The sequence below is a fragment of the Haloprofundus sp. MHR1 genome (genome assembly GCF_005155585.1).
GTDB lineage: Archaea > Halobacteriota > Halobacteria > Halobacteriales > Haloferacaceae > Haloprofundus > Haloprofundus halophilus.
The window spans coordinates 736,082-760,404 of the sequence record NZ_CP039833.1 but is presented as its reverse complement, the minus strand read 5'-3'; the positions used below and the strand labels follow the sequence as shown (position 1 = coordinate 760,404).

Annotated in this window: 23 protein-coding genes; 8 read left to right on the top strand and 15 right to left on the bottom strand. The window is 67.3% G+C overall.

Annotated features, from left to right (window positions below; genetic code table 11):
• Positions 1-92: 92 nt before the first annotated feature.
• Positions 93-2,285, bottom strand: a complete 2,193-nt coding sequence (katG, locus tag FCF25_RS03750; RefSeq protein WP_137047368.1) for a catalase/peroxidase HPI — start codon at positions 2,283-2,285, stop codon at positions 93-95.
• A gap of 262 nt (positions 2,286-2,547) precedes the next feature.
• Positions 2,548-3,396, bottom strand: a complete 849-nt coding sequence (locus tag FCF25_RS03745; RefSeq protein WP_137047367.1) for a fructosamine kinase family protein — start codon at positions 3,394-3,396, stop codon at positions 2,548-2,550.
• A 50-nt stretch (positions 3,397-3,446) separates the two neighbouring features.
• Between FCF25_RS03745 and FCF25_RS03740 the strand changes: the two genes are divergently transcribed.
• Positions 3,447-4,403, top strand: coding sequence for a nucleoside hydrolase (locus tag FCF25_RS03740; protein ID WP_137047366.1), 957 nt, complete (start codon positions 3,447-3,449; stop codon positions 4,401-4,403).
• 61 nt (positions 4,404-4,464) lie between these two features.
• Here the strand turns inward: FCF25_RS03740 and FCF25_RS03735 are convergent, their stop codons facing one another.
• Positions 4,465-5,070 (bottom strand): translation initiation factor IF-2 subunit beta, encoded by a 606-nt coding sequence (locus FCF25_RS03735; protein ID WP_117594832.1) that lies wholly within the window; start codon positions 5,068-5,070, stop codon positions 4,465-4,467.
• Between the two features lie 204 nt (positions 5,071-5,274).
• Between FCF25_RS03735 and FCF25_RS03730 the strand changes: the two genes are divergently transcribed.
• The gene (locus FCF25_RS03730) at positions 5,275-6,903 is read left to right on the top strand and encodes a galactose oxidase (protein ID WP_137047365.1); all 1,629 of its coding nucleotides are present in this window, start codon (positions 5,275-5,277) and stop codon (positions 6,901-6,903) included.
• Positions 6,904-7,014: 111 nt separating this feature from the next.
• Positions 7,015-8,799, top strand: coding sequence for a galactose oxidase (locus FCF25_RS03725; protein WP_137047364.1), 1,785 nt, complete (start codon positions 7,015-7,017; stop codon positions 8,797-8,799).
• A 30-nt stretch (positions 8,800-8,829) separates the two neighbouring features.
• Here FCF25_RS03725 and FCF25_RS03720 read toward each other — a convergent pair whose 3' ends face one another.
• Both FCF25_RS03720 and FCF25_RS03715 read right to left on the bottom strand, forming a co-directional pair.
• On the bottom strand, positions 8,830-9,294 hold the full coding sequence (locus FCF25_RS03720) for a hypothetical protein (protein WP_137047363.1): 465 nt from the start codon (positions 9,292-9,294) through the stop codon (positions 8,830-8,832).
• A 96-nt stretch (positions 9,295-9,390) separates the two neighbouring features.
• Complete coding sequence (locus FCF25_RS03715; protein WP_137047362.1) at positions 9,391-10,479, bottom strand: deoxyhypusine synthase; 1,089 nt, start codon at positions 10,477-10,479, stop codon at positions 9,391-9,393.
• 206 nt (positions 10,480-10,685) lie between these two features.
• Here FCF25_RS03715 and FCF25_RS03710 point away from each other — a divergent pair, with 206 nt between their 5' ends.
• Positions 10,686-11,159, top strand: coding sequence for a hypothetical protein (locus FCF25_RS03710; RefSeq protein ID WP_137047361.1), 474 nt, complete (start codon positions 10,686-10,688; stop codon positions 11,157-11,159).
• A 55-nt stretch (positions 11,160-11,214) separates the two neighbouring features.
• Positions 11,215-11,925, top strand: coding sequence for a DICT sensory domain-containing protein (locus FCF25_RS03705; protein WP_168191200.1), 711 nt, complete (start codon positions 11,215-11,217; stop codon positions 11,923-11,925).
• Positions 11,926-12,093: 168 nt separating this feature from the next.
• Here FCF25_RS03705 and FCF25_RS03700 read toward each other — a convergent pair whose 3' ends face one another.
• From FCF25_RS03700 to FCF25_RS03680, 5 genes are all read right to left on the bottom strand, one after another.
• Complete coding sequence (locus tag FCF25_RS03700) at positions 12,094-12,861, bottom strand: Nif3-like dinuclear metal center hexameric protein (RefSeq protein WP_137047359.1); 768 nt, start codon at positions 12,859-12,861, stop codon at positions 12,094-12,096.
• Between the two features lie 352 nt (positions 12,862-13,213).
• On the bottom strand, positions 13,214-14,023 hold the full coding sequence (gene speB, locus FCF25_RS03695) for an agmatinase (protein ID WP_117594824.1): 810 nt from the start codon (positions 14,021-14,023) through the stop codon (positions 13,214-13,216).
• Positions 14,023-14,397, bottom strand: a complete 375-nt coding sequence (locus FCF25_RS03690) for a translation initiation factor IF-5A (protein WP_117594823.1) — start codon at positions 14,395-14,397, stop codon at positions 14,023-14,025. The genes speB and FCF25_RS03690 overlap by 1 nt, the downstream gene beginning before the upstream one ends.
• Before the next feature lie 144 nt (positions 14,398-14,541).
• Positions 14,542-16,218: an AarF/ABC1/UbiB kinase family protein gene (locus FCF25_RS03685; RefSeq protein ID WP_117594822.1), complete on the bottom strand. Its 1,677-nt coding sequence runs from the start codon at positions 16,216-16,218 to the stop codon at positions 14,542-14,544.
• Positions 16,219-16,584 (bottom strand): Hsp20/alpha crystallin family protein, encoded by a 366-nt coding sequence (locus tag FCF25_RS03680; protein WP_117594821.1) that lies wholly within the window; start codon positions 16,582-16,584, stop codon positions 16,219-16,221.
• A 155-nt stretch (positions 16,585-16,739) separates the two neighbouring features.
• Between FCF25_RS03680 and glp the strand changes: the two genes are divergently transcribed.
• From glp to FCF25_RS03665, 3 genes are all read left to right on the top strand, one after another.
• Positions 16,740-17,999, top strand: a complete 1,260-nt coding sequence (gene glp / locus FCF25_RS03675; protein ID WP_137047358.1) for a gephyrin-like molybdotransferase Glp — start codon at positions 16,740-16,742, stop codon at positions 17,997-17,999.
• 79 nt (positions 18,000-18,078) lie between these two features.
• Positions 18,079-19,968 (top strand): molybdopterin biosynthesis protein, encoded by a 1,890-nt coding sequence (locus FCF25_RS03670; RefSeq protein WP_137047357.1) that lies wholly within the window; start codon positions 18,079-18,081, stop codon positions 19,966-19,968.
• A 119-nt stretch (positions 19,969-20,087) separates the two neighbouring features.
• Positions 20,088-20,735 carry a HalOD1 output domain-containing protein gene (locus tag FCF25_RS03665; RefSeq protein ID WP_117594818.1) on the top strand — a complete coding sequence of 216 codons (648 nt, stop codon included), beginning with the start codon at positions 20,088-20,090 and terminating at the stop codon, positions 20,733-20,735.
• Positions 20,736-20,746: 11 nt separating this feature from the next.
• On the opposite strand, the gene FCF25_RS03660 is transcribed toward FCF25_RS03665, so the two are convergent.
• The 5 genes from FCF25_RS03660 to FCF25_RS03640 form a co-directional block, all read right to left on the bottom strand.
• A complete protein-coding gene (locus FCF25_RS03660; protein WP_137047356.1) occupies positions 20,747-21,382 on the bottom strand; it encodes an HAD family hydrolase in 636 nt (211 codons plus the stop codon).
• 215 nt (positions 21,383-21,597) lie between these two features.
• Positions 21,598-21,960, bottom strand: coding sequence for an LWR-salt protein (lwrS, locus tag FCF25_RS03655; RefSeq protein ID WP_137047355.1), 363 nt, complete (start codon positions 21,958-21,960; stop codon positions 21,598-21,600).
• Entirely contained in the window at positions 21,960-22,235 is a 276-nt protein-coding gene (locus FCF25_RS03650) for a 4a-hydroxytetrahydrobiopterin dehydratase (protein ID WP_117594815.1), read from the bottom strand. Before FCF25_RS03650 ends, lwrS begins: the two co-directional genes overlap by 1 nt.
• 70 nt (positions 22,236-22,305) lie before the next feature.
• Positions 22,306-23,646, bottom strand: coding sequence for a glutamyl-tRNA reductase (gene hemA, locus FCF25_RS03645; protein ID WP_137049349.1), 1,341 nt, complete (start codon positions 23,644-23,646; stop codon positions 22,306-22,308).
• Positions 23,646-24,317: a bifunctional precorrin-2 dehydrogenase/sirohydrochlorin ferrochelatase gene (locus tag FCF25_RS03640; RefSeq protein ID WP_137049348.1), complete on the bottom strand. Its 672-nt coding sequence runs from the start codon at positions 24,315-24,317 to the stop codon at positions 23,646-23,648. Before FCF25_RS03640 ends, hemA begins: the two co-directional genes overlap by 1 nt.
• Positions 24,318-24,323 lie beyond the last annotated feature (6 nt).

Below are 24,323 nucleotides of genomic sequence, written 5' to 3'. Positions count from 1 at the left end.
TCACGAGCTGCGTGCGAGTCCGGGGACGAACCGCGACGACACGGTACCGAACCGTCGTCCGCGGTCGCCGACCCGGAGGCTCGCCGCTCGGCTCACTCGAGGTCGAAGCGGTCGTTGGTCATCACTTTGTGCCACGCGTCCACGAAGTCACGCACGAACTTCTCCTCCGCGTCGTCGGAGGCGTACACGTCCGCGATAGCGCGAAGCCGGGCGTTCGACCCGAAGACGAGGTCCACGCGGGACCCCGTCCACTCGACCTCGCCCGTCTCGCGGTCGCGCAGCTCGTACGTCTCCTGGGCGTCCGAGGGCGCTTCCCGCTCCACGATGTCCTCGGACTCGGAATCCTGGGACTCCTCGGTACCCTCCCACTCGTAGTCCATGTCGAGCAGGTTCACGAAGAAGTCGTTCGTCAGCGTCTCCGGTCGGTCGGTGAAGACACCGAGGTCGGACTGCTGGTAGTTCGCGTTCAGTGCGCGCATCCCGCCGACCAGAACCGTCATCTCGGGAGCCGTCAGGTTCAGGAGCTCCGATCTGTCGACCAACAGCTCCTCCGCCGAGCGGTCGTGCTCGTCACCGAGGTAGTTGCGGAACCCGTCGGCCTCCGGTTCGAGCACCTCGAAGGATTCGACGTCGGTCTGTGCCTGCGAGGCGTCCGTACGACCGGGTTCGAACGGGACCGTCACGTCGTAGCCGGCGTCCGCCGCCGCCTGCTCGACGGCCGCGTTGCCACCCAGGACGATCAGGTCGGCGAGCGAAACTCTCGTTCCGTCGGACTGCGAACCGTTGAACTCCTCTCGAATCGCTTCGAGGGTCGAAAGAACCGCCTCCAGCTGTTCGGGTTCGTTCACCTCCCAGCTCTTCTGCGGTTCGAGACGGATACGAGCCCCGTTCGCGCCGCCGCGCTTGTCGCTGTCGCGGTACGTCGACGCCGACGCCCAGGCGGTTTTGACCAGTTGGGAGGTGGACAGCTCCGACGCGAGAATCTCCTCTTTGAGTTCGGCGACCTCCTCGTCCCCTATCAGTTCGTGGTCGACCTCGGGGACGGGATCCTGCCACAGCATCTCCTCGTCGGGGACCTCCGGGCCGAGGAACCGAGACGGCGGGCCCATGTCGCGGTGGATGAGCTTGTACCAGGCCTTCGCGAAGGCCTCCTGGAACTCCTTGGGGTTCTCCTGGAAGCGCTCGAGGACCTCCCGGTAGTCCGGGTCGCGCTTCAGCGCGATGTCGGTCGTCAGCATCATCACGTCTTCTTTCTCCGACGGATTCTCGGTACCCGGGGCCGCGCCGTCGAGTTCGCCGTTCTGCGTGGTCCACTGCCACGCACCGCCGGGCCCTTGTTCGGGCCACCACTTGTACTCGAGCAGGTTGTCGATGTAGCCCATGTCCCACTGAGTCGGCGTGGCGTTCCACGGACCCTCTATCCCGCTGGTTATCGTGTCGCTTCCCTTGCCGGAGCCGTGGCTGCTCTCCCAACCGAGGCCCTGCTGCTCGATAGGGGCCGCTTCGGGCTCCGGGCCGACGTGCTCGTCGGGGTTGTCGGCACCGTGAACCTTCCCGAACGTGTGGCCGCCGGCGATGAGTGCGGCCGTCTCCTCGTCGTTCATCGCCATCTTGCCGAACGACTCGCGGATGTTCTCCGCCGACGCCTCCGGATCCGGGTTCCCGTCCGGACCCTCCGGGTTCACGTAGATGAGACCCATCACGGTGGCGGCGAGCGTCCCTTCGAGCTCGCCGTCGTCGTCGAAGCGCTCGGACGCTTCCCACTCGTCCTCGGGGCCCCAGTCGACGGCGTCGTCGGGCTCGTACACGTCCTCGCGCCCGCCGGCGAAGCCGAACGTCTCGAATCCCATCGACTCCAGGGCGACGTTCCCGGCCAGGACTATCAGGTCGGCCCACGAGAGTTTGCGGCCGTACTTCTGCTTGACCGGCCAGAGCAGTCGGCGCGCCTTGTCGAGGTTCGCGTTGTCGGGCCAACTGTTGAGGGGCGCGAAGCGCTGCGTACCGCCGGACGCGCCACCGCGGCCGTCGCTGGTGCGGTACGTGCCGGCGCTGTGCCACGCCATCCGAATGAAGAGCGGTCCGTAGTGGCCGTAGTCGGCCGGCCACCACTCCTGCGACGTCGTCATCACCGCTTCGATGTCCGCTTTCACCTCGTCGAAGTCGAGTTTCTGGAACTCCTCGGCGTAATCGAACTCTTCGCCCATCGGATCGACCTGACGGGCGTTCTGGTCGAGGATGTTCAGGTTCAACTGGTTCGGCCACCAGTCCTGGTTGGACCTAGTCATCGTCGGGTAGTTACGGCTTTCGCGTGTTAAGATTGTCTATTCGGTAAGGAAATCTTCGCGACTAGCCAAGAACACTATCCAGTTTATGAACTTTTGTCAGCGAGAGGGTTGCATTCGGCACAGAGAGCGGGATAGAGAACTGGCCTCGGCACTCATAGGGTTCGTCACCGTCGGGTGCCACCCCGACTCGGAACGGTGCCGTCGTCATCGGCCGTTCGAAGCTACCCGACGGCGATAGAAGTCTGTTCCCCTCCGTCCCTGCTCAGTATCCCAGTCGCTCGAGCGTCTCCGCCAACTCGGTCGGATACCGTCCGTCGAACAGGTGGACGTGGACCAACAGCGGGTAGAGCCGATAGACGAATCGACGACGCTCGAAGAAGCCAGATTCGATGCCGCGAGACTCCCGATACCGAGTGAAAAACGCGTCGTCGAACGTGTCCGTCCAATCGACGTACGCCAGTTCGACTTCCGGATGTGCGTAGTGGCACGCCGGGTCGAGGAACGCCCGAATCTCGCCGTCTCGGGCGAGCAGGTTCGTCGTCCACACGTCGCCGTGAATCAGCGACGGTCTCTCGGGTTCGGTCAGAAGCGAGTCGAGGTCGTCGACGACCGCACCGACTCGCTCGCGCAGCGACGCCGAGAGCGCTCCCCTCTCGACGGCGAGGTCAGCGACGTGCCGAAGCCGGTGTTCGCCGAAGAACTCCGTCCAGGAGTCGGTCCACGGGTTCGGCTGACGCACCGGGCCGGTGAGCGTGTCGCGGGGGAAGCCGAACGCGTCGGCGCTCACGTCGTGGAGACGACAGAGGTGCTCGGCGGCGTCGCGTTCGGCCGCCGGCGGGAACGCCGACTCGCCGTCGACGTACGAGAGGACCAACAACTCGGGGTCGGCGTACGAGACGTCGGGAACCGGGAGGTCGCTCTCCTCGGCGAGATAGCGGAGCATGAACGCCTCCACGTCGAGCGGGGTGTCGCCGACCTTGGCGACGACGGTCCGACCGTCGTCGAGGTCGACGCGGGACACCGAGCCGATCATGCCTCCGTCGAGTTCGGTCAGTTCGACTGGTTCCGCACCGAGTTCGGCGGCCAACCGGTCGGCGAGCTCCGGGTCCATAGCGCTCGATGTCGCGGGAGCGTTAAGGTCCCACCGACCGACTCGCCGACATGGCACGCCGACTCATCGTCGACACGGACACCGCGGGCGACGACACGCAGGCCATCCTGATGGCCGCGCTGGCCGATTCTATCGAACTGGAGGCGCTCACCATCGTCGCCGGAAACGTCGAGTTCGACTACGAGGTCGAGAACGCCAAGTACACCCTCGACCTCGCTGACGCCGCCGACGAGGTGCCGGTGTACGAGGGGTCGCGCCGGCCGCTCGTCAAGGAGTTCGAGCACGTCGACCACGTCCACGGCGACGGCGGTCTCGGCGGCGAACTCTACCCCGACACCGGAATCCCCTCCGCCGACGGCCACGCCGTCGACAGAATCGTCGAAACGGCGCGCGAGTCGCCGGGCGAGGTGAGTCTCGCCTGTATCGGTCCGCTGACCAACGTCGCGCTGGCGGTCCGCCGCGAACCCGAGCTGAACGAGTTGCTCGACGAGGTGTGGGTGATGGGCGGGGCGGTGAACACGCTCGGCAACGACACCCCCTCCGCGGAGTTCAACTTCTGGGTCGACCCCGACGCCGCGAAGATCGTGATGCACGAACTCGACGTGAACCTCGTCGACTGGGGGTTGACGATTCGACAGGGGTCGTTCGAGGCCGACGAACTGGAGGCGTTCGAGGAAGCCGACACGCCTTACGCCGACTTCTTCACGACCATCACGCGCCACGCCCGCGAGTTCTCGAAGGAGCGTCTCGGCGTCGACGCGACCACTCAACCGGACTCGCTGGCGCTCGCCTGCTTTCTGAATCCGGGGCTCGTGACCGAAGCGGAGACGTACTTCGTCGACGTCGACGAGAGGGAGGGGATGACTCGCGGCTACAGCCTCGTCGACGAACTCGGTATCACCGACGGCGAACCGCGGACGCGGGTCGTCGAAGCCATCGACGAGGCGGCGTTCAAGCGGATGTTCTCCGACATGCTTCTACACGGGAATCCGGAGCGGTCGCTGTAGTCGGTGAACCGGTGAGAGGGCGAAACCGAAGAACCGACCGAACGGGTCGAATCGACGCGGTTCAGACGGGGCGGGCGAACGCCAGCGACCCGCTGATGTTGTAGACGGAGGCCCGCACCGTCTGGCCCTCCTGTGCGCCCGAGACGAAGACGGTGTACTTGCCGACTTCGGCGACGCCGTCGCCCTTCCGGCCGGTACCGGTGATCTCGAACTCGTACGTTTTCCCCTCTTCGAGCGTCGGCGTGTCGCGCGAGCGCGAGGACGTCCGCTTCTGGACGGGCCGGAACGCACCGCAGGCCTCACAGCGCAGCATCTCGACGCCGTCTTCGGTCCGGAGGACGGTGTCCGGCAGGCCGCACTCCGAGCAGATGACGAACTCGTCGGCGTACTCGCGGATGGCGGCGTCGAAGTCGGCGACGTTGAACGAGCCGTTGTATCGGGCGCGCTGGCCGTCGAACTGGCCGTTCGTCGCGAACTGACGCTGAATCGCGCTGTGGAGGTGTTCGGGGTCCCGCGAGAGCGCGTCGGCGATGTCGCCGAGGTTCGTCAGGCGCGTGAACGCACCGTCGGTCTCGCCGACGGGGTCGGGGAATCGCAGTCGCTTGTCCTCGGTCGTCCGCGAGTCGGTGGCGTCCATCGCCCGGTCGAGAGATGACTCGTAGTTCATACACGTTCGAGAGGCCAAGCACGTATAGGCATTCCGAGTACGGTGGCGACGAGGCGCATCCGCCGCGCGACCGGGTTCCGGAGCGACGAGGGGATGTCGAGTCGTGAACTCTGTGGAGATATTCACTTTTCAGAGAATTTATTACGCGTGTGTCGATTAAAATACGGATAGTTTCATAGTGATTCAGAAACGGTACTGTTCGCTATGGGAGAGAACGACGACCGGGTCGGCGAACACGATTCAGGGATGTCGGAGGGCGAGCAGTCCTCGAAGGGTCGCTCTCGGCGGGGTCTGTTGGCGTTGCTCGCGGCCGGAACCGTCGGAGCCGGCCTCGGCGTAGCCGCCCTCAGCGAGCGGTTCGACGGCGAGGGAGACTCACCGCCCGGAGCGGGGACCGACGAGCGCTCCGAGAACACCTCTGCATCCGAATCGGACGAACCGTCGGAGACGACCGGAACGGACGAGCCGTCGGCGACGACGGCCACGACGTCCGGTCTCACCGAGACCGACACACCGACGACCGACACGCCGACGACCGACACGCCGGCGCAGACCGGCGACACGACGGGAGCGGAAACGTCGGCGGAGTCCGATACGTCGTCGGAAAACGGAGCGGCCACCGACACCGAAACTCGGTCGGAGACTGACACGGAGAGTGAAACGTCGACCGAGACAGGCGCGTCGACGACGGCGACGCCAGCAGAGTCGGGGACCGAGACGGCGGCGACCGACGTACCGCCCGAGACCGACGCACCGGAAGGAACAGAGACGCCGACGACGACGGATACCGAGACCTCGACGGGCCCGGCGTCGCAGTGGCGCAGCGAGACCCCTCTCCCGCTGGCGCACAGCGACGCCGGGGGCGGCGTCGTCGACGGGAGACTGCTGTACTTCGGCGGCTTCGACTCCGGGGTCGATACGAACGCGGTCGCTCAGACCTTCACGTACGAACCCGCCGAAGCGGGCGAGGGAACGTGGACGCGCGTCGAGGACCTGCCGAAGGCGGTGTGGGGTCCCTGCGGCGTCACCGTCGAGAACCGCGTGTACAGCTTCGGCGGCGTCTCCAACCCCGCCGAAGGCGAGAACGAACCGACGGACGATATCTTCGTTTACGAGTCCGGGGAGGGGTGGCGAAACCTCACCGCCGAGTCGGGCGTGCGCTGTCCCTACCCGAACTGGGCGATGGGCGGCATCTACGACCCCGAAAGCCGACTCGTCTACTGCGTCGGCGGCGGAACCGGCGACACCGACGCCGAGACGGCGACGAACCACGGCACCGGCGGGACGACTCATTGGTCGTTCGACGAACACCGACTGTGGACGTTCGACCCCGAGGCCGAGGAAGTCGTCGACGACAGCCTCGCACAGCTCCCCGAAGCGAAACGCTGGCCGACCGTCGCCCGCGTCGTCGTCGACGGCCGAACGAAGATTCACGCCCTCGGCGGCGTCAAGAGCACCGCGGGGTCGACCGATTCGAACTTCCGCTACGACCCGGTCGACGACGAGTGGGAAGCGGCGACGCCGACGCCCATTCCGGGACACTACGCGACGACCGACAATCCGGTCATCGACAACCAACTGTACCTCTCACACGGGTTGTTCCGCGAGAACGGCGAATCGTTGTCTGTCGACTCCTTCCGGTCGTTCTGTCACCGCTACGACCCCGTCGCCGACGAGTTCGATACCTCGTTGCCCGACGAAGGAACGCCCCGAGTCGGCTGCGTCGACGCCGTCATCGACGGCCGTCTCTATACGGTGGCGGGTCACGTCAAACGCTACGACCAGCAGGGGTACCACGACTGTATGAGCGTCTCCTCCTCGTTCGAACCGTGAGACGGGCCGGATAACCCAGGCGGACCGGAGTGTCCGGCCTCGACCGTCAGCGCGTTGCGACAGTTGAGATTCGCACAAACTCATATCGTTCTTGAAATCGAACCGTCAGATGTGAGAGAGAACGGTGGCCGAGGCGACGAGCGTGAGGAGTCGGTCGCGGCGGACGAGCAGTCGCCCGGAAACCGTTCCAGACGTGGTGTGTTAGCACTGCTGGCAGCGGGGACCGTCGGAATCGGTCTCGGGACGGCGGCGCTCAGCGACACTCCCGACGAGGGCGAAGCGGACAGCACTATCGAGGCGTCGGCGACCGAGACGACGGGACGACCGGAGACGACCGGAACCGAACCGCCTCCGTCTACGGTGGCGACGAGTTCCGGACTGTTCGAGACGACGGCGACGGCGACACCTGTCGGAACGCAGGTATCGACAGACACCGACGGGGCCGGCGACTCCGAAACCGCCGACCCGTCGGACGCGCCGAGCGACGCCGGTGGGTCTGGTGGGTCGTCGAGTGCAGGCGGGTCGGACGGGTCGTCGGGAGGCGACCCGTCGACCGAGACCGCGCAATCGCCGACCGAAACGACAGTAGAGACCGAGACGACGAGCGAACCGACGACACAACCGCCCACGGAGAACGCGGGGCAGACGGCGACCCCCACCGAGACGTCCACGGAGGCCCCGACCGAGACCACGACCGAACCGCCGACCGAGACACCGTCGCAGACCCCCGCGGAAACGCCGACGCAGACGTCGACGCCGGTCGAAACTCCGACACCGACCTCCACCGCAACGCCAACACAAACCCCGACGGAGACGCCGACGCAGACCTCCACACCCACCGAAACGTCAACCGAACCACCGCCGGAGACGGGGCCGAAGTGGCGTACCGAGACGTCGGTGCCCGTCGAACAGAGCGACGCCGGCGGTGGCGTCGTCGACGGGAAACTGCTGTACTTCGGCGGCTTCGACTCCGGGGTCGAACTGAACGCGCGAACGCGAACGTTCCTCTACGACCCCGCCGAGGGAGGGAGCGGCGCGTGGACTCGCGTCGAGGACATGCCGAAAGCTGTGTGGGGACCCTGTGGCGTCAGCGCGAATGGCCGAGTGTTCAGTTTCGGCGGCGTGCTCACTCCCGCGGAGGGCGACAACGTCCCGACGGACGACATCTTCGTGTACGAACCCGGTGACGGATGGCGAAACCTCACCGCCGAGTCGGGCGTTCGGTGCCCGTACACGACGTGGGCGATGGGCGGCGTCTACGATCCCGAGAGCGGATACATCTACTGCGTCGGCGGCGGGACGGGAGATACGGAGTCGGACACCGCAACGGACCACGGCACCGGCGGGACGACCCACTGGTCGTTCGACGAACACCGCCTGTGGGCGTTCGACCCCGAAGCCGAGGAAGTCGTCGACGACAGCCTCGCACAGATACCCGAAGCCAAGCGTTGGCCCACTGTAGCGCGCGTCGTCGTCGACGGCCGGACCAAGATTCACGCGCTCGGCGGCGTCAAGAGTACCGCCGGGTCGACCGACTCGAACTTCCGCTACGACCCTATCGACGACGAGTGGGAGGAAGCCGCCCCGACGCCCATCCCGGGCCACTACGCGACGACGAACGACCCCGTCGTCGACAACCAACTGTATCTTTCACACGGACTATTTCGAGAAAATGACGAGTCGTTGTCTGTCGACTCGTTCCGGTCGTTCTGTCACCGGTACGACCCCGAGGCCGACGAGTTCGACACCTCGCTCCCGGACGAGGGGACGCCCCGGGTCGGCTGCGTCGACGGCGTCATCGACGGCCGGTTGTACGTTACGGGCGGTCACGTGAAGCTGTACGACGAGCAGGGATACCACGACTGTACGACCGTCGCGTCGTCGTTCCTGCCGTGAAGAGACGCGGAAACCAGAACCCGCGCCGCGTCACGACTGCCGCTCGAACGATTCGCCGTAGACTGGCCGTCCGGTGGGCTTGTCCATGTGGGCCAAATCCACCGACGTAGGGTAGGCGTTCGCGTCGAAGGTGACGGTTCCGACGTAATCGAGGCGCGCGGAGCACGGTTCACAGCCGTCGATATCTCCCTGTGGAACGACCCGGATTCCGACGTCGTCTGCGTGTTCTGACGACTCGGCGGTCAACACACGGAGCCCGAGCGATTCGCACGGCGCGCGGCCGACTATCGACCCGGTGACGACGACTTCGTGCTTTTTCGGAAGAAACGTCGCGCGGGCGACGTGGCTCGGCGCATCTTCGCAGGCGGCTTCGACGACGCTCACCGCGCGCGCGGAGTTCGGCGGGCTGTCGGGAGCGCTCGATAGCGCCGAACAGCCAGCGAACGGGACGAGTGCACACCCGCCAGTGAGTTGGAGGAGTCGGCGGCGTTTCATCGCTCCGTGAACTCACCGTCCAGTGATGTGTTCTTTGATATCAGTGACGGGAAATGACCATCAGGGCGTCTTCGAAGCCCGTTGAATCTCGGACCGCTACCCTTCGATTCGCTCTCGCGCCGCCGCGACGAGCAGCGGCAGGAACACCGTCGCGTCGCCCTGCACGGTGACGTTTCGTGCCTCCTTCGTCAACTTACCCCACGAGCGCGCCTCGTCGAGCGTCGCCCCCGAGAGCCCGCCCGTCGACGCCGGGTCCATCGTAATCTGGACCGCGTAGTCGTACGCGCCGGGCGTGACGAGCATCGTCTGGAGCGTGAAGTTCTTCGGCACGCCGCCGCCGACGAGCAGACAACCCGCTTTGTCGGCGTGGTACGCGAGGTCCGTCAGCGGCGTCATGTCCTTCAGCGCGTCGAGCGTGAAGTCGGAGGTCTGCGAGTACATCCACGCCTGCAGACCGAAGACGGAGTCCTGCACGGCCGGGCAGTAGATAGGCACGTCCGACTCGTAGGCCGCGGCGGCGACGCCCGCGTCTTCCTCGATGCCCTCGCGCTCGTTCACCTCGCTGTTCGCGCGGCCGAGTTCCCGACAGAGGCGCTCGATGCCGACGCTTCCCTCCTCCTCCAGCGGCGGGAACACCTCCGCGCGGAGGTGCGACTCGAACAGCGCGAAGTGTTCCTGCGGCAGGTAGACGTTGTAGATGCGGTCGACCTCCTCGTCGCGCAGCGTCTCGTCGTGCTCGCGGGGCGTCTTCCCCTCGGCGTGCTCCGCGCCGTGGTGGTGTTTCCCGCCGATGGCCTCGATGGAGTCGTGGGTGAGGTTCGCGCCCGTCGTCACGAGCGCGTCGACGTGGCCGTCGCGGACGAGGTCGGAGACGACTTTTCGCATCCCCGTCGGCACCATCGCGCCCGCGAGCGAGAGAAAGACCGTGCAGTCGTCGTCGGCCAGCATCTCGGCGTACACGTCGACCGCTTCGTGGACCGCGGCCGCGCCGATGCCCGCCTTGCCGTACTCGTCGACGAGTTCCGAGACGGTCATCCCGGCGCGGACCTCGGTGTGACCGACGGGGTCGGGGTCGAACTCCTCGCGGTGCGGCGGGTGCCACTCGCCGTGGTCGTCGTGGGCTTCGTCGTCGCCGTGGTCGTCGTGGGCTTCGTCGTCGCTGTGGTCGTGACCGTCGTCGCTCATACACCTCGATGCGTCGGGGGACGGTTTCAAAGGTTCGAGGCAGGATTCCACGGGTCACCCAACCCGGGGTTGTTGACGCACGCGGTCTGTCGGAGCGGGTGACGACGCCGAACGGTGGGCTTCGACGTCGCGTCGCACGTCATCACCGAAGAATCTCCGTCCAGTCGCACGAAAAGGACTTACACGCGCTTCGTCTACCCACGACTGTGGGGAACGTCGACAACAGTCACAGGAGCGCGGACATCTCCCTCGTCCGAGAAGCGACGACTGTCGACGACGAGATGTTTGCGACGCTCTCGGACACGTACCGTCGGTTCGTGCTCTACGCGCTCCTGCAGTTCCAGCAGTTGTCGTTCGAAGAACTCGCCGACATCGTCGCCGGGTGGACGAACGCCGCCGACTGGCGCCCCGTCACGCCGGAAGAGCGCGACGACGTGATGCTGGTGCTTCGACACGTCCACGTTCCGAAACTCGAAGCCGCCGGATACGTGGAGTACGACGACGAGAGCGACGAGCTCGTTCTCGACTCGCTTCCCGCGTCGCTGTACGACCTCTTGACGTACGCTCGGGCGCACGAAGGGGGAAGCGTCTCAGGGGACCGAACGACGCCGTCGGAGGCGGAGGACTCCGACCAGAACGGCGGTAGCGATGCGGCCGACGACTCCGACGAGACGAAGTAGCCGGCGCCGGCCCGAGACGACGCTACCGGTGTCGCTTCCCGGACCGGAGGCACAGATGACACTCAGACAGTTTATCTCCGCGGTGGCCGCAGAGCGCAAACAGCTCATCGTCTACGCGGCCGCCGATGCGTCGGTTCCCGTAGAGCAGTTCGAGACGCGCAACGTCACCGTCGAGCGGCGGCCGCTCCCGGCCGACGGACCGCCCGGGTTCGTCGTCATCCGCGACGAGAGCGGGTTCGCGGGGTCGCTCGGACTGGAGGAACTTCGGCACCTCGTGACGCCGCCGATTCGTCGGCCGTGGTCCGCCGAATCCGAGAGCAGTTTCCGACCGCTGTTCGAGATTCTCGACAACGCCGTCTTCGCCTCCTTCGACAAGCGGCAGATGGTCGCGGCGTCGCGCGAAATCGAAGAGCGAGCGTGGCGCGTCGGGCACGGAACGCTCAGGTGCGGGTTCCAGTCGGCGGATGCGCTCAGAAAGCAGCGGACCGTCTACTCCCGACTCGTCGACGAGACCGACCTCGAAGTTCACGTCTACGTCGCCGGCGACCGAGGGCCGACGACGGTCGACGGCGTCCGGTTTCACCTCGAATCGACCGCCGAGATCGGACGGACGTGGTTCGTCGTCTTCGACGGGAGTACGTACACGAAAGTCGCCTGCGGACTCATCGCCGAGGAGGTCGAAGACGGACTGTTCCGCGGGTTCTGGACCTACGACGGGGAGTTCGTCGACGAGATTCTGTCGTATCTGACCTCGACGTACGGCTGACGTCGCGTTCGTCCGCTACGAACGTGTGTCTCCCACCGCGAGAGTTTATCCCCGAAGACGGGGCCACTCCGCCGCGTGACCTGAACGCCGACGCGGTCCGGGCAGCGCGGGTGTACGACGACCCGGCCGCGTTCGATTCTCCGTCGTCTGTTCGCTACACGACGCTGCTCAGAGCCCGGTCGGGTGGTCGACGAACGTCGTCTCGACGCCCCACTCGTCGAGTCGCTCCGAGAGCGCACGCACGCCGAACGTCTCCGTCGCGTAGTGTCCGGCGAGAAAGACGTGGATTCCGGCCTCTCGCGCCTCGTGGTACGCCTTCTGTTTCCCTTCGCCCGTCACGAGCGCGTCGACGCCCGCGTCGACGGCTTCGTCCAACCAGTCGACGCCGCTGCCGGTGACGACCGCGACGTCTTCGATCTCCTCGGGGCCGAAATCGAGCACCTGCACGCCGCGGCCGCCGGTGTCGAGTTCGGCGTCGAGCGCTGTCGCCACGTCGGTCGGGTCCAGCGGGTCGCTCGTGCGCCCGCGCTGGCCGATGTGTTCGGGCCCGAGCGCGCCGAACGGTTCACGCTCGACGAGACCGAGCACGTCGGCGACGCCGGCGGCGTTGCCCAGTTCCTGGTGACCGTCCAGCGGCAGGTGCGAGACGTACAGCGCGATGTCGTTGTCGACGAGCGGTGCGATTCGTCGGTACTGTCCGCCCGTTATGCGTTCGATGCCGCCCCACGAGAGTCCGTGGTGCGTGACGAGGAGGTCCGCATCTGCCGCCGCAGCGGCGTCGACAGTGGCGACTGCGGCGTCGACGGCGACGGCCGCGCGGGTTACCTCCGCTTCCTCGGGCCCGACTTGGAGGCCGTTCGCGCTCGCGTCGATATCCGCGTACGCGTCGGTTCGAAGAATCTCGTCGAGTCGGTCGGTGAGCGTCGAGAGGCGCATACCGGAACCGAGAACGGCCGGTCGCTTGTATCCCTCGCTACGAGAGCGCCGCCCGCAGTCGTACTCCGAGGTCGCACCGGATAGCATCCGGAGGCCATAGAGATCAACTCCGACGGCGACCGTCCGACTTGCAAGTGCAGCCACCGCGATTATCCGACTGTCTCGTGAACACGCTACTGCGAGCGAAACACGAGGTGACTTACTATGAGTAAGTTCCGCAGTGCGCTTCGCGTCTGGCGTCGACTACCGCGTCGAACCAAACGCAGTATCACGCGCAAGATGCGACGCGTGCTTCGCCGCTGAGACGGCGGCGTCGCTCGCGTTTCTACAGACCGACGAAAGCGAGCGACGGCTACTCGCTCGTCACCGCGTGCTCGTAGACGAACTCTCTGAGCAGTTTTCCGGCGAGCGACGCGGCTTGGCCGTCGTCTCGGTCGTTCACTTCGACCACGTCGAAGCCGTCGGTGGCCGGAGCCACCGCTCGAACCACGTCGCGCATCTCGCGCGGCGTCAGTCCGAACGGTTCCATCGTCCCCGTTCCGGGCGCGAAACCGGGGTCCGCGCCGTCGATGTCGACGCTCAGGTAGACGGAGGTGTCGGCGTCGAACGCGGGTTCCCAGTCGGCGACGTCCTCGGGTGCGACGACGGTCACGTCGTCGCTCTCTGCGCGCTCCCACTCCTCGGGAGAGCCGGTTCGCGCCCCGAGGATGACCGCCTCGTCGGCGGTGTCGAGGACGCGTCTGGTGACGCAGGCGTGGCTCCACTCGTCGCCGGCGTACTCGCTTCTGAGGTCGAGGTGGGCGTCGAGACAGACGAACACGTCCGGGTCGACGGCCCGGACGCCCGCGGCGGTGACGGTGTGCTCGCCGCCGAGGGTGATCGGCACGGCGCCGTCGCGGACCGCGTCGCCGAGTTCGCCGCTCAGGAACTCGACGTACTCGGCGACGTCGCTCCATGCGTGGAGGTCGCCCGCGTCGTGGACCGAGAGGTCCGAAAAGAACTGGTCGGTTCGACGGTCGAAGTCGTCGAACGTTTCGGCGAACCGCCTGATGCGGTCGGGGCCGAAACGGGCCCCTGGCTGAAAGCTCGTGGAGATGTCCAGGGGCGCACCGACGATGACGAAGTTCGCGTCACTGCGTTCGGCGGTCGCCCCGGGGAACATCACACGACCTTTCGGTTGCCTTCGTACTCGAGGTACTCGATTTCGCTCTCCGGCGAGAAGTCCTCGCCGTCGGGGATGCGCATCGTGAACGTCTCGTAGGTGTCGAGGTCCATCACCTGCGCGTCGTCGCCGGTGACGGAGACGACCTGACCCTGTTTCCGGTCGATGATCGGGACCCAGACCTTCGCGTCGACAGGCTGGCTGAGACTGCGTTTCTTCCCGTCGAAGACGCCGCGGCCCTCGACGCGGGCTTTCGCACTGCCGTGCTTACCGGGCTTGGCGGTGCTGTAGTGGTTGATTTTACAGGGGGCGCCGTCCATCATGACGTAGCTGCCTTCCTGCAGTTCGCGAACCTGTTTCTGCTGTTTCGCCATACCACGGAGTTACCGAGGCGCCGGTATAAACGGTTTGGAAACGAATCGTGAGGACGGGTATCTTCGCCGCGAGAGGCGGTTTGGCGACGATAACGCGTGACACGGTTCGGCCGCGAACCCGGACCGGTCGCGACGACACTCGGCTCAGTCGCCGCGCCGTTCGCGCATACTCTGCCGGGTGAACTGCGGCCGAGCGCGAATTCCCTTGCGACGCTTGCGCAGCGACCGGTACAACAGGAACCCTACCGGCAGGGTGATGCCGAGGGCGGCGGCGGCGAAACGCCAGTCGTTGCCGAACGAGTAGAGAATCGACGCCGAGAGCAAGCCGACCGAGAAGAGGAGGCTGTAGGCGATGCGTCGGGAGAGGCGGTCGAACACGTCGTTTTTGTCCTCGATTCGGACGTTGACGGTGACGTTATCGCGTTCGAGTTGGTCGAGCGTGCGGTCGAGTTTCGGCGGGACGGTGACGAGCGCCTCCGAGGTCAGCTGCAGCTGTCGCCCGGCGTCCTGAACCAGCTGTTTGGCCGTCTCCTCTCGATAGCCGGTCTCCGAGAGGTAGTTGGTCGCAACCTCGATGAAGTCGAAGTCGGGGTCGAGCGTCACGCAGACGCCCTCGACGACGGTGGCGACCCGGAGCACCAGCGCCATATTTTGGGGGAGACGAAGCGGGAACTCGTAGATGGTGTCCTCGACCTGCTGGATGACCTGCTGGACGCGGTACTGTTCGATGTTCTCGCCGCGTACGTCGGCGATAGCCAGCTCCATCACGTTCGCCATCACCTCGCGGTCGGCCTCCGGCGAGAGGGTCCCCATCTCGACGAGCGAGTCGAGGATACCGTCGATGTCCTGGTTGGCGACGGCGACGTAGAACTCGACGATCTTGTCCTGGATGTACGCGTCGACCGTGCCGCTCATCCCGAAGTCGTAGAAGATGATCGACCCCGTCTCGTCGACGGCCAGGTTTCCGGGATGGGGGTCGGCGTGGAAGACGCCGTCTTCGATTATCATCTGGAGGTAGATCTCCTGGAGTTTGACCGCCAACTCGTGGCGGTCGATACCCATCTCGTCGAGCCGCTCGACGTCGCTTATCTTCACGCCCGGCTCGTACTCCATCGTGAGCACGCGCGGACCCGAGACGTCGTCTATCGGCCGCGGGATGACGATGTCGCGGTTCTCCTCGAAGTTCGAACGGATCTGGACGAGCATGTCGCGTTCGCGGCCGTAGTCCATCTCCTCTCGAATCGTCTTGGCGAACTCGTCGGCGAGGCTGTCGAGCGAGAACGCCTGACCCTCGCCGACGAACCGCGAGACGAGCGGAATCGACCACTTGATGACCCGGAGGTCGGCGTCGACCAGAGCTTCGATACCCGGACGGCGAACCTTGACGGCGACACGTTCGCCCTCGTACTCGGCGAGATACACCTGTCCGAGGCTCGCGCCGCTGATGGAGTCGCGCTCGAAGGCGTCGAACGCCTCGTCGACGGGCCCGAGTTCGTCCTCGATGACGACCCGGGACTCCTCCCACGGCGCGGGCGGCACGTCGTCCTGCAGACTCGACAGCACGTCGATGTAGGCGGGCGGGAGGATGTCCGGGCGCGTCGACAGCAGTTGTCCGAGTTTGATGAACGTCGGCCCGAGCGTCAACAGCGTGTCGAGCAGCACCTCCGCTCGTTCGACCTGCATCTCGGCTGTGACCTGCCGTGACCGTCCGAACAGGAGAAACCGATTCCGGTCTCTCGTGTAGGCGACGATGAGCGGAAGGAATCGACGAAAGACGACGAAGAACCGCCAGTATGCCCGCAGATTGACCAGTGTGATCACCTACTCCGCGGAGTCGTCCGTTATCGGAATCGACCGCTCGGGAGCGGCCGTCCGCTTGGGGAGGCGGAGTTCGAGAACGCCGCGGTCCATCGACGCCTCGGCACCGTCGCCCGAGGCGTCCGGCGGGAGGGGGAGCTCCGCGTCGAGGAACAGCGACCGGTCCTCTCGGAGGTAGCGGAACTCCTGTGGGAGGCTCTTCTCGCGTCGGGCCTCGATGACGATGCGACCGTCCTCGAATCGCACGTCAGCCGTCTCGGCGGTCACGCCGGGTAAATCGACGACGAGCAGGTACGCCTCGTCGCTCTCCAACAGGTCGGCGAACACCGCTTTGGGCAGTTCCCGCAACGAGTCGCGCAGCGCTGACATGGACGTAGCTACGGGTCGGGGGTCGAAAAACCCGGCGGTCGAACCCCCGGGACGCGGCGAACGGCGCTGGCTCGCCGCCGACGCTCGACGAGCGGGCGAGGCGCGTCGACCGCCCGTAGGTTGAGGCTTTTGTCCCCCCGGTTACAACGAGGCGTATGAGCCACGACGACCTGCGGCGCGCCGGATTCAAAGACCGGACGCGCGTCGCCGACGCCCGCGAGCGGCTGCTCGCGGCAGTCTCCCCGCACGAGCGAACCGAGCGGTTGGCGCTCGAAGCGGCCGACGGCCGAGCGCTGGCCGAGACGGTCACCGCCGCCCGCGACGTCCCCGGCTACGACCGCGCGGCGATGGACGGCTACGCGGTCCGCGCCGAGGACACTTTCGGCGCGTCGGGCCGTTCGCCGTCGGTGCTTCGACTCGCCGAAGGAGCGGAGAACGCCGACGAGCGCGACACCGTCCCCCAGGTGAACCCCGGCGAGGCCGTCCGCGTCCACACCGGGAGCGAACTGCCCGACGGTGCCGACGCCGTCGTGATGGTCGAACAGACCGAGCGGGTCGGCGACGAAGTCGAGGTGTTCGACGCCCTCGCCGAGGGCGAGAACGTCGGCGACGCCGACGAGGACGTCGCGGAGGGCCAGTCGCTGTACGACACCGGCCACCGCCTCCGACCGTCGGACCTCGGCCTCCTGAAGTCGGTGGGCGTCCGCGAAGTCGAAACGTACGAGCGGCCTCGGGTCGCCGTGATTCCGACGGGCGAGGAGCTCGTCCAACGCGACCCCGAACCCGGACAGGTCGTCGAGACCAACGGGCTCACCGTCTCGAAACTCGTCGAGCGGTGGGGCGGCGACGCCAGCTATCGCGACGTGGTGACCGACGACGAGGCCGCGCTCCGCGAGGCCGTCGAGTCGAACCTCGACCACGACGTGGTGGTGACCACGGGCGGCTCGTCGGTCGGCGAACGCGACCTGACGTACGAAGTCGTCGACGACCTCGGCGAGGTGTTCGTCCACGGCGTCGCGCTGAAACCCGGACATCCCGTCGCGCTCGGGGAAGTAGCCGAGACACCGATTGTGATGCTCCCCGGTTACCCCGTCGCCTGCGTCATCAACGCCGTCCAGTTCCTCCGCCCGGCGCTCAAACGCGCGGGTCACCTACCCGACGACCCCTTCCCGACCCGGGAGGCGACGCTCGCTCGGAAGGTTCCGAGCGAACCCGGTGTTCGGACGTTCGCCCGCGTCCGCACGGAGACGCGCGACGACGGGGAGGGCCTCGAAGCGACGCCGACGCGCGCCAGCGGGTCGGGAATCCTCTCGAGTGTCGCGCTCGCCGACGGCTGGGTCGTCGTCCCCGAGGAGCGCGAAGGGCTCGAAGCGGGTGCGACCGTCGCCGTCGAGAACTGGGAGTGGTCGGCGTGAGCGGACACCAGAAGACGTTCCTGCTCCCTTCGGTGCGCGGGCTGCGACTTCCGAGCTCTGTCCTGCGAGGTGAGCTCGCATGACAGAACGCAAAGAGTTCCGCGACCTCGCAGAGCCCGAGGAAGCCCACGCCGCCATCGCGTCGTTGGACCTCGAACCCGAACCGGAGTCGGTGCCGCTCGCGGAGGCGCGCGGACGCGTGCTCGCCGAGCGCGTCGACGCCGAACTCGACGTCCCCGGCTTCGACCGGGCGTCGATGGACGGCTACGCGGTCCGCGCGAAGGACACCTTCGGCGCGGACGAGGCCGACCCTGCGACGCTCGAACTCGTAGGCGAAGTCCACGCGGGCGCGGAACCGGACGTGACCGTCGAACCGGGGACCTGCGCCGAGATATCGACCGGTGCCGTGATGCCGCCGGGCGCTGACGCCGTCGTCATCGTCGAGCGGACGGAGGAGCGGGGGGAGAACGAGATCGAGATTCGAACCGCCGTCGCCCCCGGCGACAGCGTGATGTTCGCCGGGGCGGACATCGCCGCCGGCGCGCGGGCGCTCGGCCCGGGGACGCTCCTGACGCCGCGCGAAATCGGTCTGCTGTCGGCGCTCGGTCGAGACGAGGTCCCCGTCCGCGGCCGTCCCCGAGTGGGAATCGTCTCGACCGGCGACGAACTGGTTCGACCGGGTGAGACGCTGCAGAGCGCCCGCGGCCAGATTTACGACGTGAACAGCTACACCATCGCCGCGGGCGTCGAGGAGGCCGGCGGCGAGGCCGTGCTCTACCCGCACGCCGGCGACGACTACGACGAGATGGAGCGGTTGCTCCTGCGGGCCTCCGAGGAGTGCGATTTGGTGCTCTCGTCGGGGTCGACCTCGGCGTCTGCGGTCGACGTCATCTACCGCGTCATCGAGGACAGGGGCGAACTGTTGCTCCACGGCGTCGCGGTCAAACCCGGGAAACCGATGCTCGTCGGGCGGTTGGACGACAGCGCCTACGTCGGCCTCCCCGGCTACCCCGTCTCGGCGCTCACCATCTTCCGGACGTTCGTCGCGCCCGCGGTTCGCCGCGCGGCGGGCGTCCCGGAACCGCAGACGGCGACGGTGAGCGGGAAGATGGCCGTCCGCGAGCGGTACGGCGAGGGGCGGATGCGACTGATGCCGGTCGGCCTGTTGGAGGACGAGGCCGGCGAGACGCTCGTCTACCCCGTCGACAAAGGTAGCGGCGCGACGACGAGCCTCGTCGAGGCCGACGGCATCGTCGAAGTCCACCCCGACACCGAGTATCTCGGCGAAGGTGAGGCGGTCGACGTGATGCTGTTCTCGCCGGACGTGCGCCCGCCGTCGCTTCTCGGCGTCGGCGAGGACGACCCGCTTTTGAACCGTCTACTCGACCGCCTCGGCGCGCCGCGGTATCTCCCGGTCGGGAGCAGAGAGGGGCTTCGGCGCCTCCGCGACGGCGTCCCGGACGTCGCCGTCGTCGCCGGTCCGGACGACCGAGACGTCGACTCCGTCGACCTCGGCGGCTGGCGACGCGAGTGGGGACTCGTCGTCCCCGACGGCAACCCCGCGAACATCGCCGGCGTCTCCTCGCTCGTCGACGACGACCTCCGGTTCGTCAACCGGGACTCGAACTCCGGACTCCGAGCCAGTTTGGGCGACCAGGTCGCCGACCTCGCCGACGAACGCGGCGTCTCGCGTCGCGACCTCGTCTCCGAGATCGACGGCTTCGACCGTTCGGTGAAGGCCTCCGAGAGCCCGGCCCGACGCGTGCTCGCCGGCGACGCCGACGCCGGTGTCGGGTTGCGGACGACCGCCGACCGACTCGGTCTCGGGTTCGTCTCGCTGGGGTGGCAGGACGTTCGCGTCCGCGCCAACCCCGAGCGAACGGGGAAGCCGAGCGTCGACGCCTTCCGAGCGGTCCTCGACGAAGCGGACGACCGTACGGACGCTCTCTCCGGCTACGAGATGTCGTAGCCACGGGCGCGTCGCGGGGTAGTTTTCCGCGTCGTACCCTCACATATCAAAACAGGTTAGTTATTCACACAGTGAGAATAGCAGAAACGTATTTCAGCTCACTCCCGAAAAGGCGGGCTATGTCAAACAGGGCGAGGGTTCTTCACGTCGACGACGACCCGGACGTCACGGAGCTCACGAACCGTTTGCTCGACCCGGAGGGAGACCGGCTCGAACTGACGAACGCGGAGAGCGGTGAGGAGGGATTGGAGCTGCTCGAAGACGGCGAGTTCGACTGTGTCGTCAGCGACTCGGTGACGCTTCCGGACGGGCGGCTGTTCGCCTCGGTCGTCCGCGAGAGGGACGCGTCGCTACCGCTGGTGTTGTTCTCGGGCAAGTCCAACGCCGCGATTCTCGACGAAGCGCGGCGGACCGACGCGAGCGGCTACGTACAGAAGGCCGGCGTCGAGAGTTTCGAACGCCTCGAACGCGTCGTCGACGAGTCGCTACTCCTGGCCGACGACGGCTGGGAACTACTCGCACACCACGACTGGGACGGAACCCAGGAGTTGGTGACGACCATCGCCTCCGCACTGGAGACGTACAGCGGCGTGGCCGCGACGGAGGGCGCGCCGCTGTTCGAAGCCGTCGACCCCGACGCGCTCGAAGGGCTGCTCGGACCCGCCGCCGACGGGAGCCACCACGAGTCGGTGTCCGTCCGATTCTCGTACCGGGGCCTCGTGTTCGCACTGTTCTGCGACGGGCGCGTTCTCGTCCGCCCGCAGTAATCAGGGCCGGTCTACGTCCCCGACAGTTCCTCGAACGAGCGGATGCGACGGTCGGCGAGCACGCACTGGCCGCGACGCTCAGGGTCGTGTCGCTCGACGTGAATCCCCTCGAGGCCGGCGTTCCAGGCCGCGCCCACGTCGTTGGCTCCGTCGCCGGCGAGGACGCCGCGGTCGGACTCGCCGACGCCGAGTTCCGCCATCGCGTGCGTCACCGGGCCGGGGTCGGGTTTCCAGCCGGTGTCGTCGGTACAGCAGACGACGGCGTCGAACCAGTCGCGGATGTCGAGTCGCTCCAGTACCGGGTCGGCGAGAAACTGCTGACAGTGCGTCACCAGTCCGACCGGCGCGTCGAGGTCGGCGACGAACGCCGCGTCCGGGTGGAGGTACGTCGCCTCCGCGCGGGCCTGCGGGTCTTCGACGGCGTGGAACGCGGGCCAAAACTCCGCCGGGTCGATGCCCCACTCGAGGAGCTGTGCGTCGCGCGCACCCCCGAGGCCGTGCCACAGAATCTCCGCTTCTCGGTCGGAGAACGTCCGGCCGAGACGCTCGCCGACCCGGTCGAACGTCCGTCGCGTGTACCCCCAGTCGGCGTCGATGAGCGTTCCGTCGAGGTCGAACAGCCAGAAGTCGTAGACGTCGGAGACCATATCGGACGATTATCTACCCGACTCGCGGATAAAACGGTTCCGGCGAGCGTCACCGCGCCCCGAACGTCCGGTCCGAACCGAAGCCTGCCGACCGGCGGTAACGGCGGTCGGCGGGAGCAACGGCGGTCGACAGCGGCAACGGCGGTCGACGGCAGCAACGGCGGTCGACGGCGGCAACGGCGCCGACCGACGCGTGTTCTGTCGTTGGCGACCGCTCACCGAACGCGAATCGAACTGCCGAGATACTTGTTCAGGACTTCGCTCACGCTGTCGGCGTTGAATCGTCCGAGGTCGGCGGCGATCTCGCGCTTCAGCGCGTCGAAGTACGCCTCGTCGGTGTCGAGTTCGCTGAAGCTGACGTCGACGACGGGAACCGAGAGCCACGACTCGGCGAGCGAGCGGGCGTGTCGGTCGTCGTTAACGTCGCCGCGCCACAGGTTGCGAAAGAAGAACAGCCAGCCGTCGTCGCCCGGTGCGGAGGCGGGTTTGCGGACGACCGTCTCGAACTCGTCGGGCGCGGCCGTGACTGCCGACGGGTCGAGTCGGAACCGAACCCGGAACACGTACGCCGCGTCCATCAGTACTCGTCGTCGAACAGCGAGGCGACGCGCATATCCTGGTCGGTGATGCCGCCGGCCTCGTGGCTGGTGAGACGGACTTCGACCTCGTCGTAGCGAACGATCATCTCCGGGTGGTGGAACTCCTCGTCGGCGACTTCGGCGACCTGCGTGGCGAACTGCACGCCCGCGAGGTAGTCGTCGAACTCGTAGACGCGGACGATTTCGTCGTCGTCGCGTTCCCAGCCGTCGGGTAGTTGGCGCTCGATCTCGTCGTCGTCCAGTCGTTCGGCCATGCGCTGGAAGTCGTCCGGCGGCTGGTTAACGTTTACCCGCGTTCGCAGTCGACGGAACCGAAAATAGCGGTCAGTCGTCGGAGCACTGCTCGAAGACGTGCGCCGGCGTGTCCTCCTCGTCGGACGCCTCGCTCGTCTCGAACGCCGGCGCGTCGGGGGTCGCGCGGTCGTCGAAGGAAGGGTTGAACAGCTGCATCGCCGTCTGGATGGTCGTCCAGTCGTCGTCGGCGGCGGCGTCGCGCAGCGACTTCGTCGGCGCGGCGAGCAGTTGGCCGACGAGCGCGTCCGCGAGCGCCTCGACGGTCTCTCGCTGTTCGTCGGTCAGTTCGCCCTGCGCGTCGAGCTTCGACAGCGCGGTCTGTACCTCCCGGCGTTTGACCGCTTCGGCGCTCTCGTACATCCCGCTGATCGCGTCGTCGGCGCGCTTGCGTTTGTAGGCGTCGAGCAGGCGCGCGAGTTCGTCGTCGATCATCGCCTCGACCACGTCGGTCTCCGAGCGGCGGCGTTCGCGCGTCTCGGCGGTGACGGTTTCGAGGGCGTCGATGTCGCGGACGACCACGTCTGGGAGCTCGTCGGCCGCGGGGTCGACGTCGCGGGGTTGGGCGATGTCGATGAGCACCGTCTCGCCCGCCCCGGCGAGCGCTTCGGCGTCGAGGACGTAGTCGGTGCTGCTGGTCGCGGTGACGACCACGTCGGCTTCGCCGGCGGCGGCGGCGGCGGCGTCGAGCGCGACGGCCGACGCGTCGGCGGCGACTTCGGCCGCGATGTGTTCGGCGTGGGGAACGGTCCGGTTGGCGACGAGCAGTCGGTCCACGTTCGCCGAATCGAGCGCTCGCGCCGCGAGCGCGCCCATCTCGCCCGCGCCGACGACGAGCGCCGTCGAGCCCTCGACGGCCGTCTCGGTCTCGGCGAGGCGGACGGCGGCGCTGCCGAGCGACACCACGCCCTCGTTTATCTTCGTCTCTGCGCGCGCGCGCTCGCCGACGTGAATCGCCTTGCGGAGGGCGTCTTCGAGCATCGTTCCGACGGCGTCGACGGCGCGGGCCTCGGACTCCGCGCGGCGGAGTTGGCCGAGAATCTGGTCCTCGCCGAGGACGAGCGACTCCAGTCCGGCGGCGACGCGCATGAGGTGGCGCAGACTCTCCTCGTGGTCGAGCGTCACGACCGCACCGTCGCGGACGTCGGGGGCGAAGTCGGCCAGCGCCGCCGCCCCGAGGGCGGGTCGCTCGGTGACGACGTACGCCTCCGCGCGGTTGCACGTCTGGAGGACGTACGCCTCTTCGACGCCGTCGCGGTCGAGGAGGGCCGAGATGGTCGCCCGGACGTCGTCGTGGCAGGCCGCTCCGACCTCGTCGACGGTCGCGTTGACGTGCGAGACGCTCACGCCGGAGATGACGCCGGTTTCTTCCATCACGGGGACTCACCTCTGTTCCGTATCACGCGCTGGGCCTCTCTCCGGGCGTTGGATTCGCCCGTACGTAAAGCCTTCCAAACGGGAGACGAGCCGACGACCGCTCGAACCGCCTCGCGTCGCTCGGTCGGGTCGACGCCCTCGGCTTTCAGTTCCGCGCGAATCTCTCCGGTCAGTTCGGCCATCGCACCCGCACCGTCGAGTTCCGCCTCGATTCGCTCGCGGAGGTGTTTCGAGAGCGCCGGACTCCGTCCGCCCGTCGAGATGGCGACGGTGACGGGGTCGTCGTCGACGGTCGCGGGGACGACGACGCTGCGGGCGTCGCGGCTTCCCGCGCGGTCGGTCCGGTTGACCAGCGCCCCGGCGTCCTTCGCCGCCGTCTCGACCGCCTCGTTCACCGTCTCGTCGTTCGTCGCCGCGACGACGAGCGCCGGGTCGAACCGGTCGACCCAGTCGACGATCTCGTCGGGGGCGGGAGCGGCGCGGACCAGTTCCGCGCCGCCGAACTCGTCGGTGTCGGCATCGCCGTCGCCGCCGCCGCCTCCGAACTCGGGGCTGACGACGACGACGCGGGCTTCGTCGGCGAAGCGTCGCGCCTTCCGCGCACCGACTGCGCCGCCGCCGAAGACGAGCACCGTCTCGTCCGCGAAGTCGTGAAACAGCGGAATCATCTCGCG

Bases quoted from the DNA above. Each gene is read 5' to 3' on its own strand.
- FCF25_RS03745 (WP_137047367.1), bottom strand. From the start codon at position 3,396: ATGGACCCGGAGCTCGCCGACCGGTTGGCCGCCGAACTCGGTGCGGAA.
- FCF25_RS03740 (WP_137047366.1), top strand. From the start codon at position 3,447: ATGGCACGCCGACTCATCGTCGACACGGACACCGCGGGCGACGACACG.
- lwrS (WP_137047355.1), bottom strand. From the start codon at position 21,960: ATGGACGCGGCGTACGTGTTCCGGGTTCGGTTCCGACTCGACCCGTCG.
- speB (WP_117594824.1), bottom strand. From the start codon at position 14,023: ATGTTCCCCGGGGCGACCGCCGAACGCAGTGACGCGAACTTCGTCATC.
- FCF25_RS03720 (WP_137047363.1), bottom strand. From the start codon at position 9,294: ATGAAACGCCGCCGACTCCTCCAACTCACTGGCGGGTGTGCACTCGTC.
- FCF25_RS03735 (WP_117594832.1), bottom strand. From the start codon at position 5,070: ATGAACTACGAGTCATCTCTCGACCGGGCGATGGACGCCACCGACTCG.
- hemA (WP_137049349.1), bottom strand. From the start codon at position 23,646: ATGGAAGAAACCGGCGTCATCTCCGGCGTGAGCGTCTCGCACGTCAAC.
- FCF25_RS03680 (WP_117594821.1), bottom strand. From the start codon at position 16,584: ATGTCAGCGCTGCGCGACTCGTTGCGGGAACTGCCCAAAGCGGTGTTC.
- FCF25_RS03700 (WP_137047359.1), bottom strand. From the start codon at position 12,861: ATGCGCCTCTCGACGCTCACCGACCGACTCGACGAGATTCTTCGAACC.
- FCF25_RS03705 (WP_168191200.1), top strand. From the start codon at position 11,215: ATGACACTCAGACAGTTTATCTCCGCGGTGGCCGCAGAGCGCAAACAG.
- katG (WP_137047368.1), bottom strand. From the start codon at position 2,285: ATGACTAGGTCCAACCAGGACTGGTGGCCGAACCAGTTGAACCTGAAC.
- FCF25_RS03650 (WP_117594815.1), bottom strand. From the start codon at position 22,235: ATGGCCGAACGACTGGACGACGACGAGATCGAGCGCCAACTACCCGAC.
- glp (WP_137047358.1), top strand. From the start codon at position 16,740: ATGAGCCACGACGACCTGCGGCGCGCCGGATTCAAAGACCGGACGCGC.
- FCF25_RS03640 (WP_137049348.1), bottom strand. From the start codon at position 24,317: ATGATTCCGCTGTTTCACGACTTCGCGGACGAGACGGTGCTCGTCTTC.
- FCF25_RS03660 (WP_137047356.1), bottom strand. From the start codon at position 21,382: ATGGTCTCCGACGTCTACGACTTCTGGCTGTTCGACCTCGACGGAACG.
- FCF25_RS03730 (WP_137047365.1), top strand. From the start codon at position 5,275: ATGGGAGAGAACGACGACCGGGTCGGCGAACACGATTCAGGGATGTCG.
- FCF25_RS03715 (WP_137047362.1), bottom strand. From the start codon at position 10,479: ATGAGCGACGACGGTCACGACCACAGCGACGACGAAGCCCACGACGAC.
- FCF25_RS03665 (WP_117594818.1), top strand. From the start codon at position 20,088: ATGTCAAACAGGGCGAGGGTTCTTCACGTCGACGACGACCCGGACGTC.
- FCF25_RS03690 (WP_117594823.1), bottom strand. From the start codon at position 14,397: ATGGCGAAACAGCAGAAACAGGTTCGCGAACTGCAGGAAGGCAGCTAC.
- FCF25_RS03670 (WP_137047357.1), top strand. From the start codon at position 18,079: ATGACAGAACGCAAAGAGTTCCGCGACCTCGCAGAGCCCGAGGAAGCC.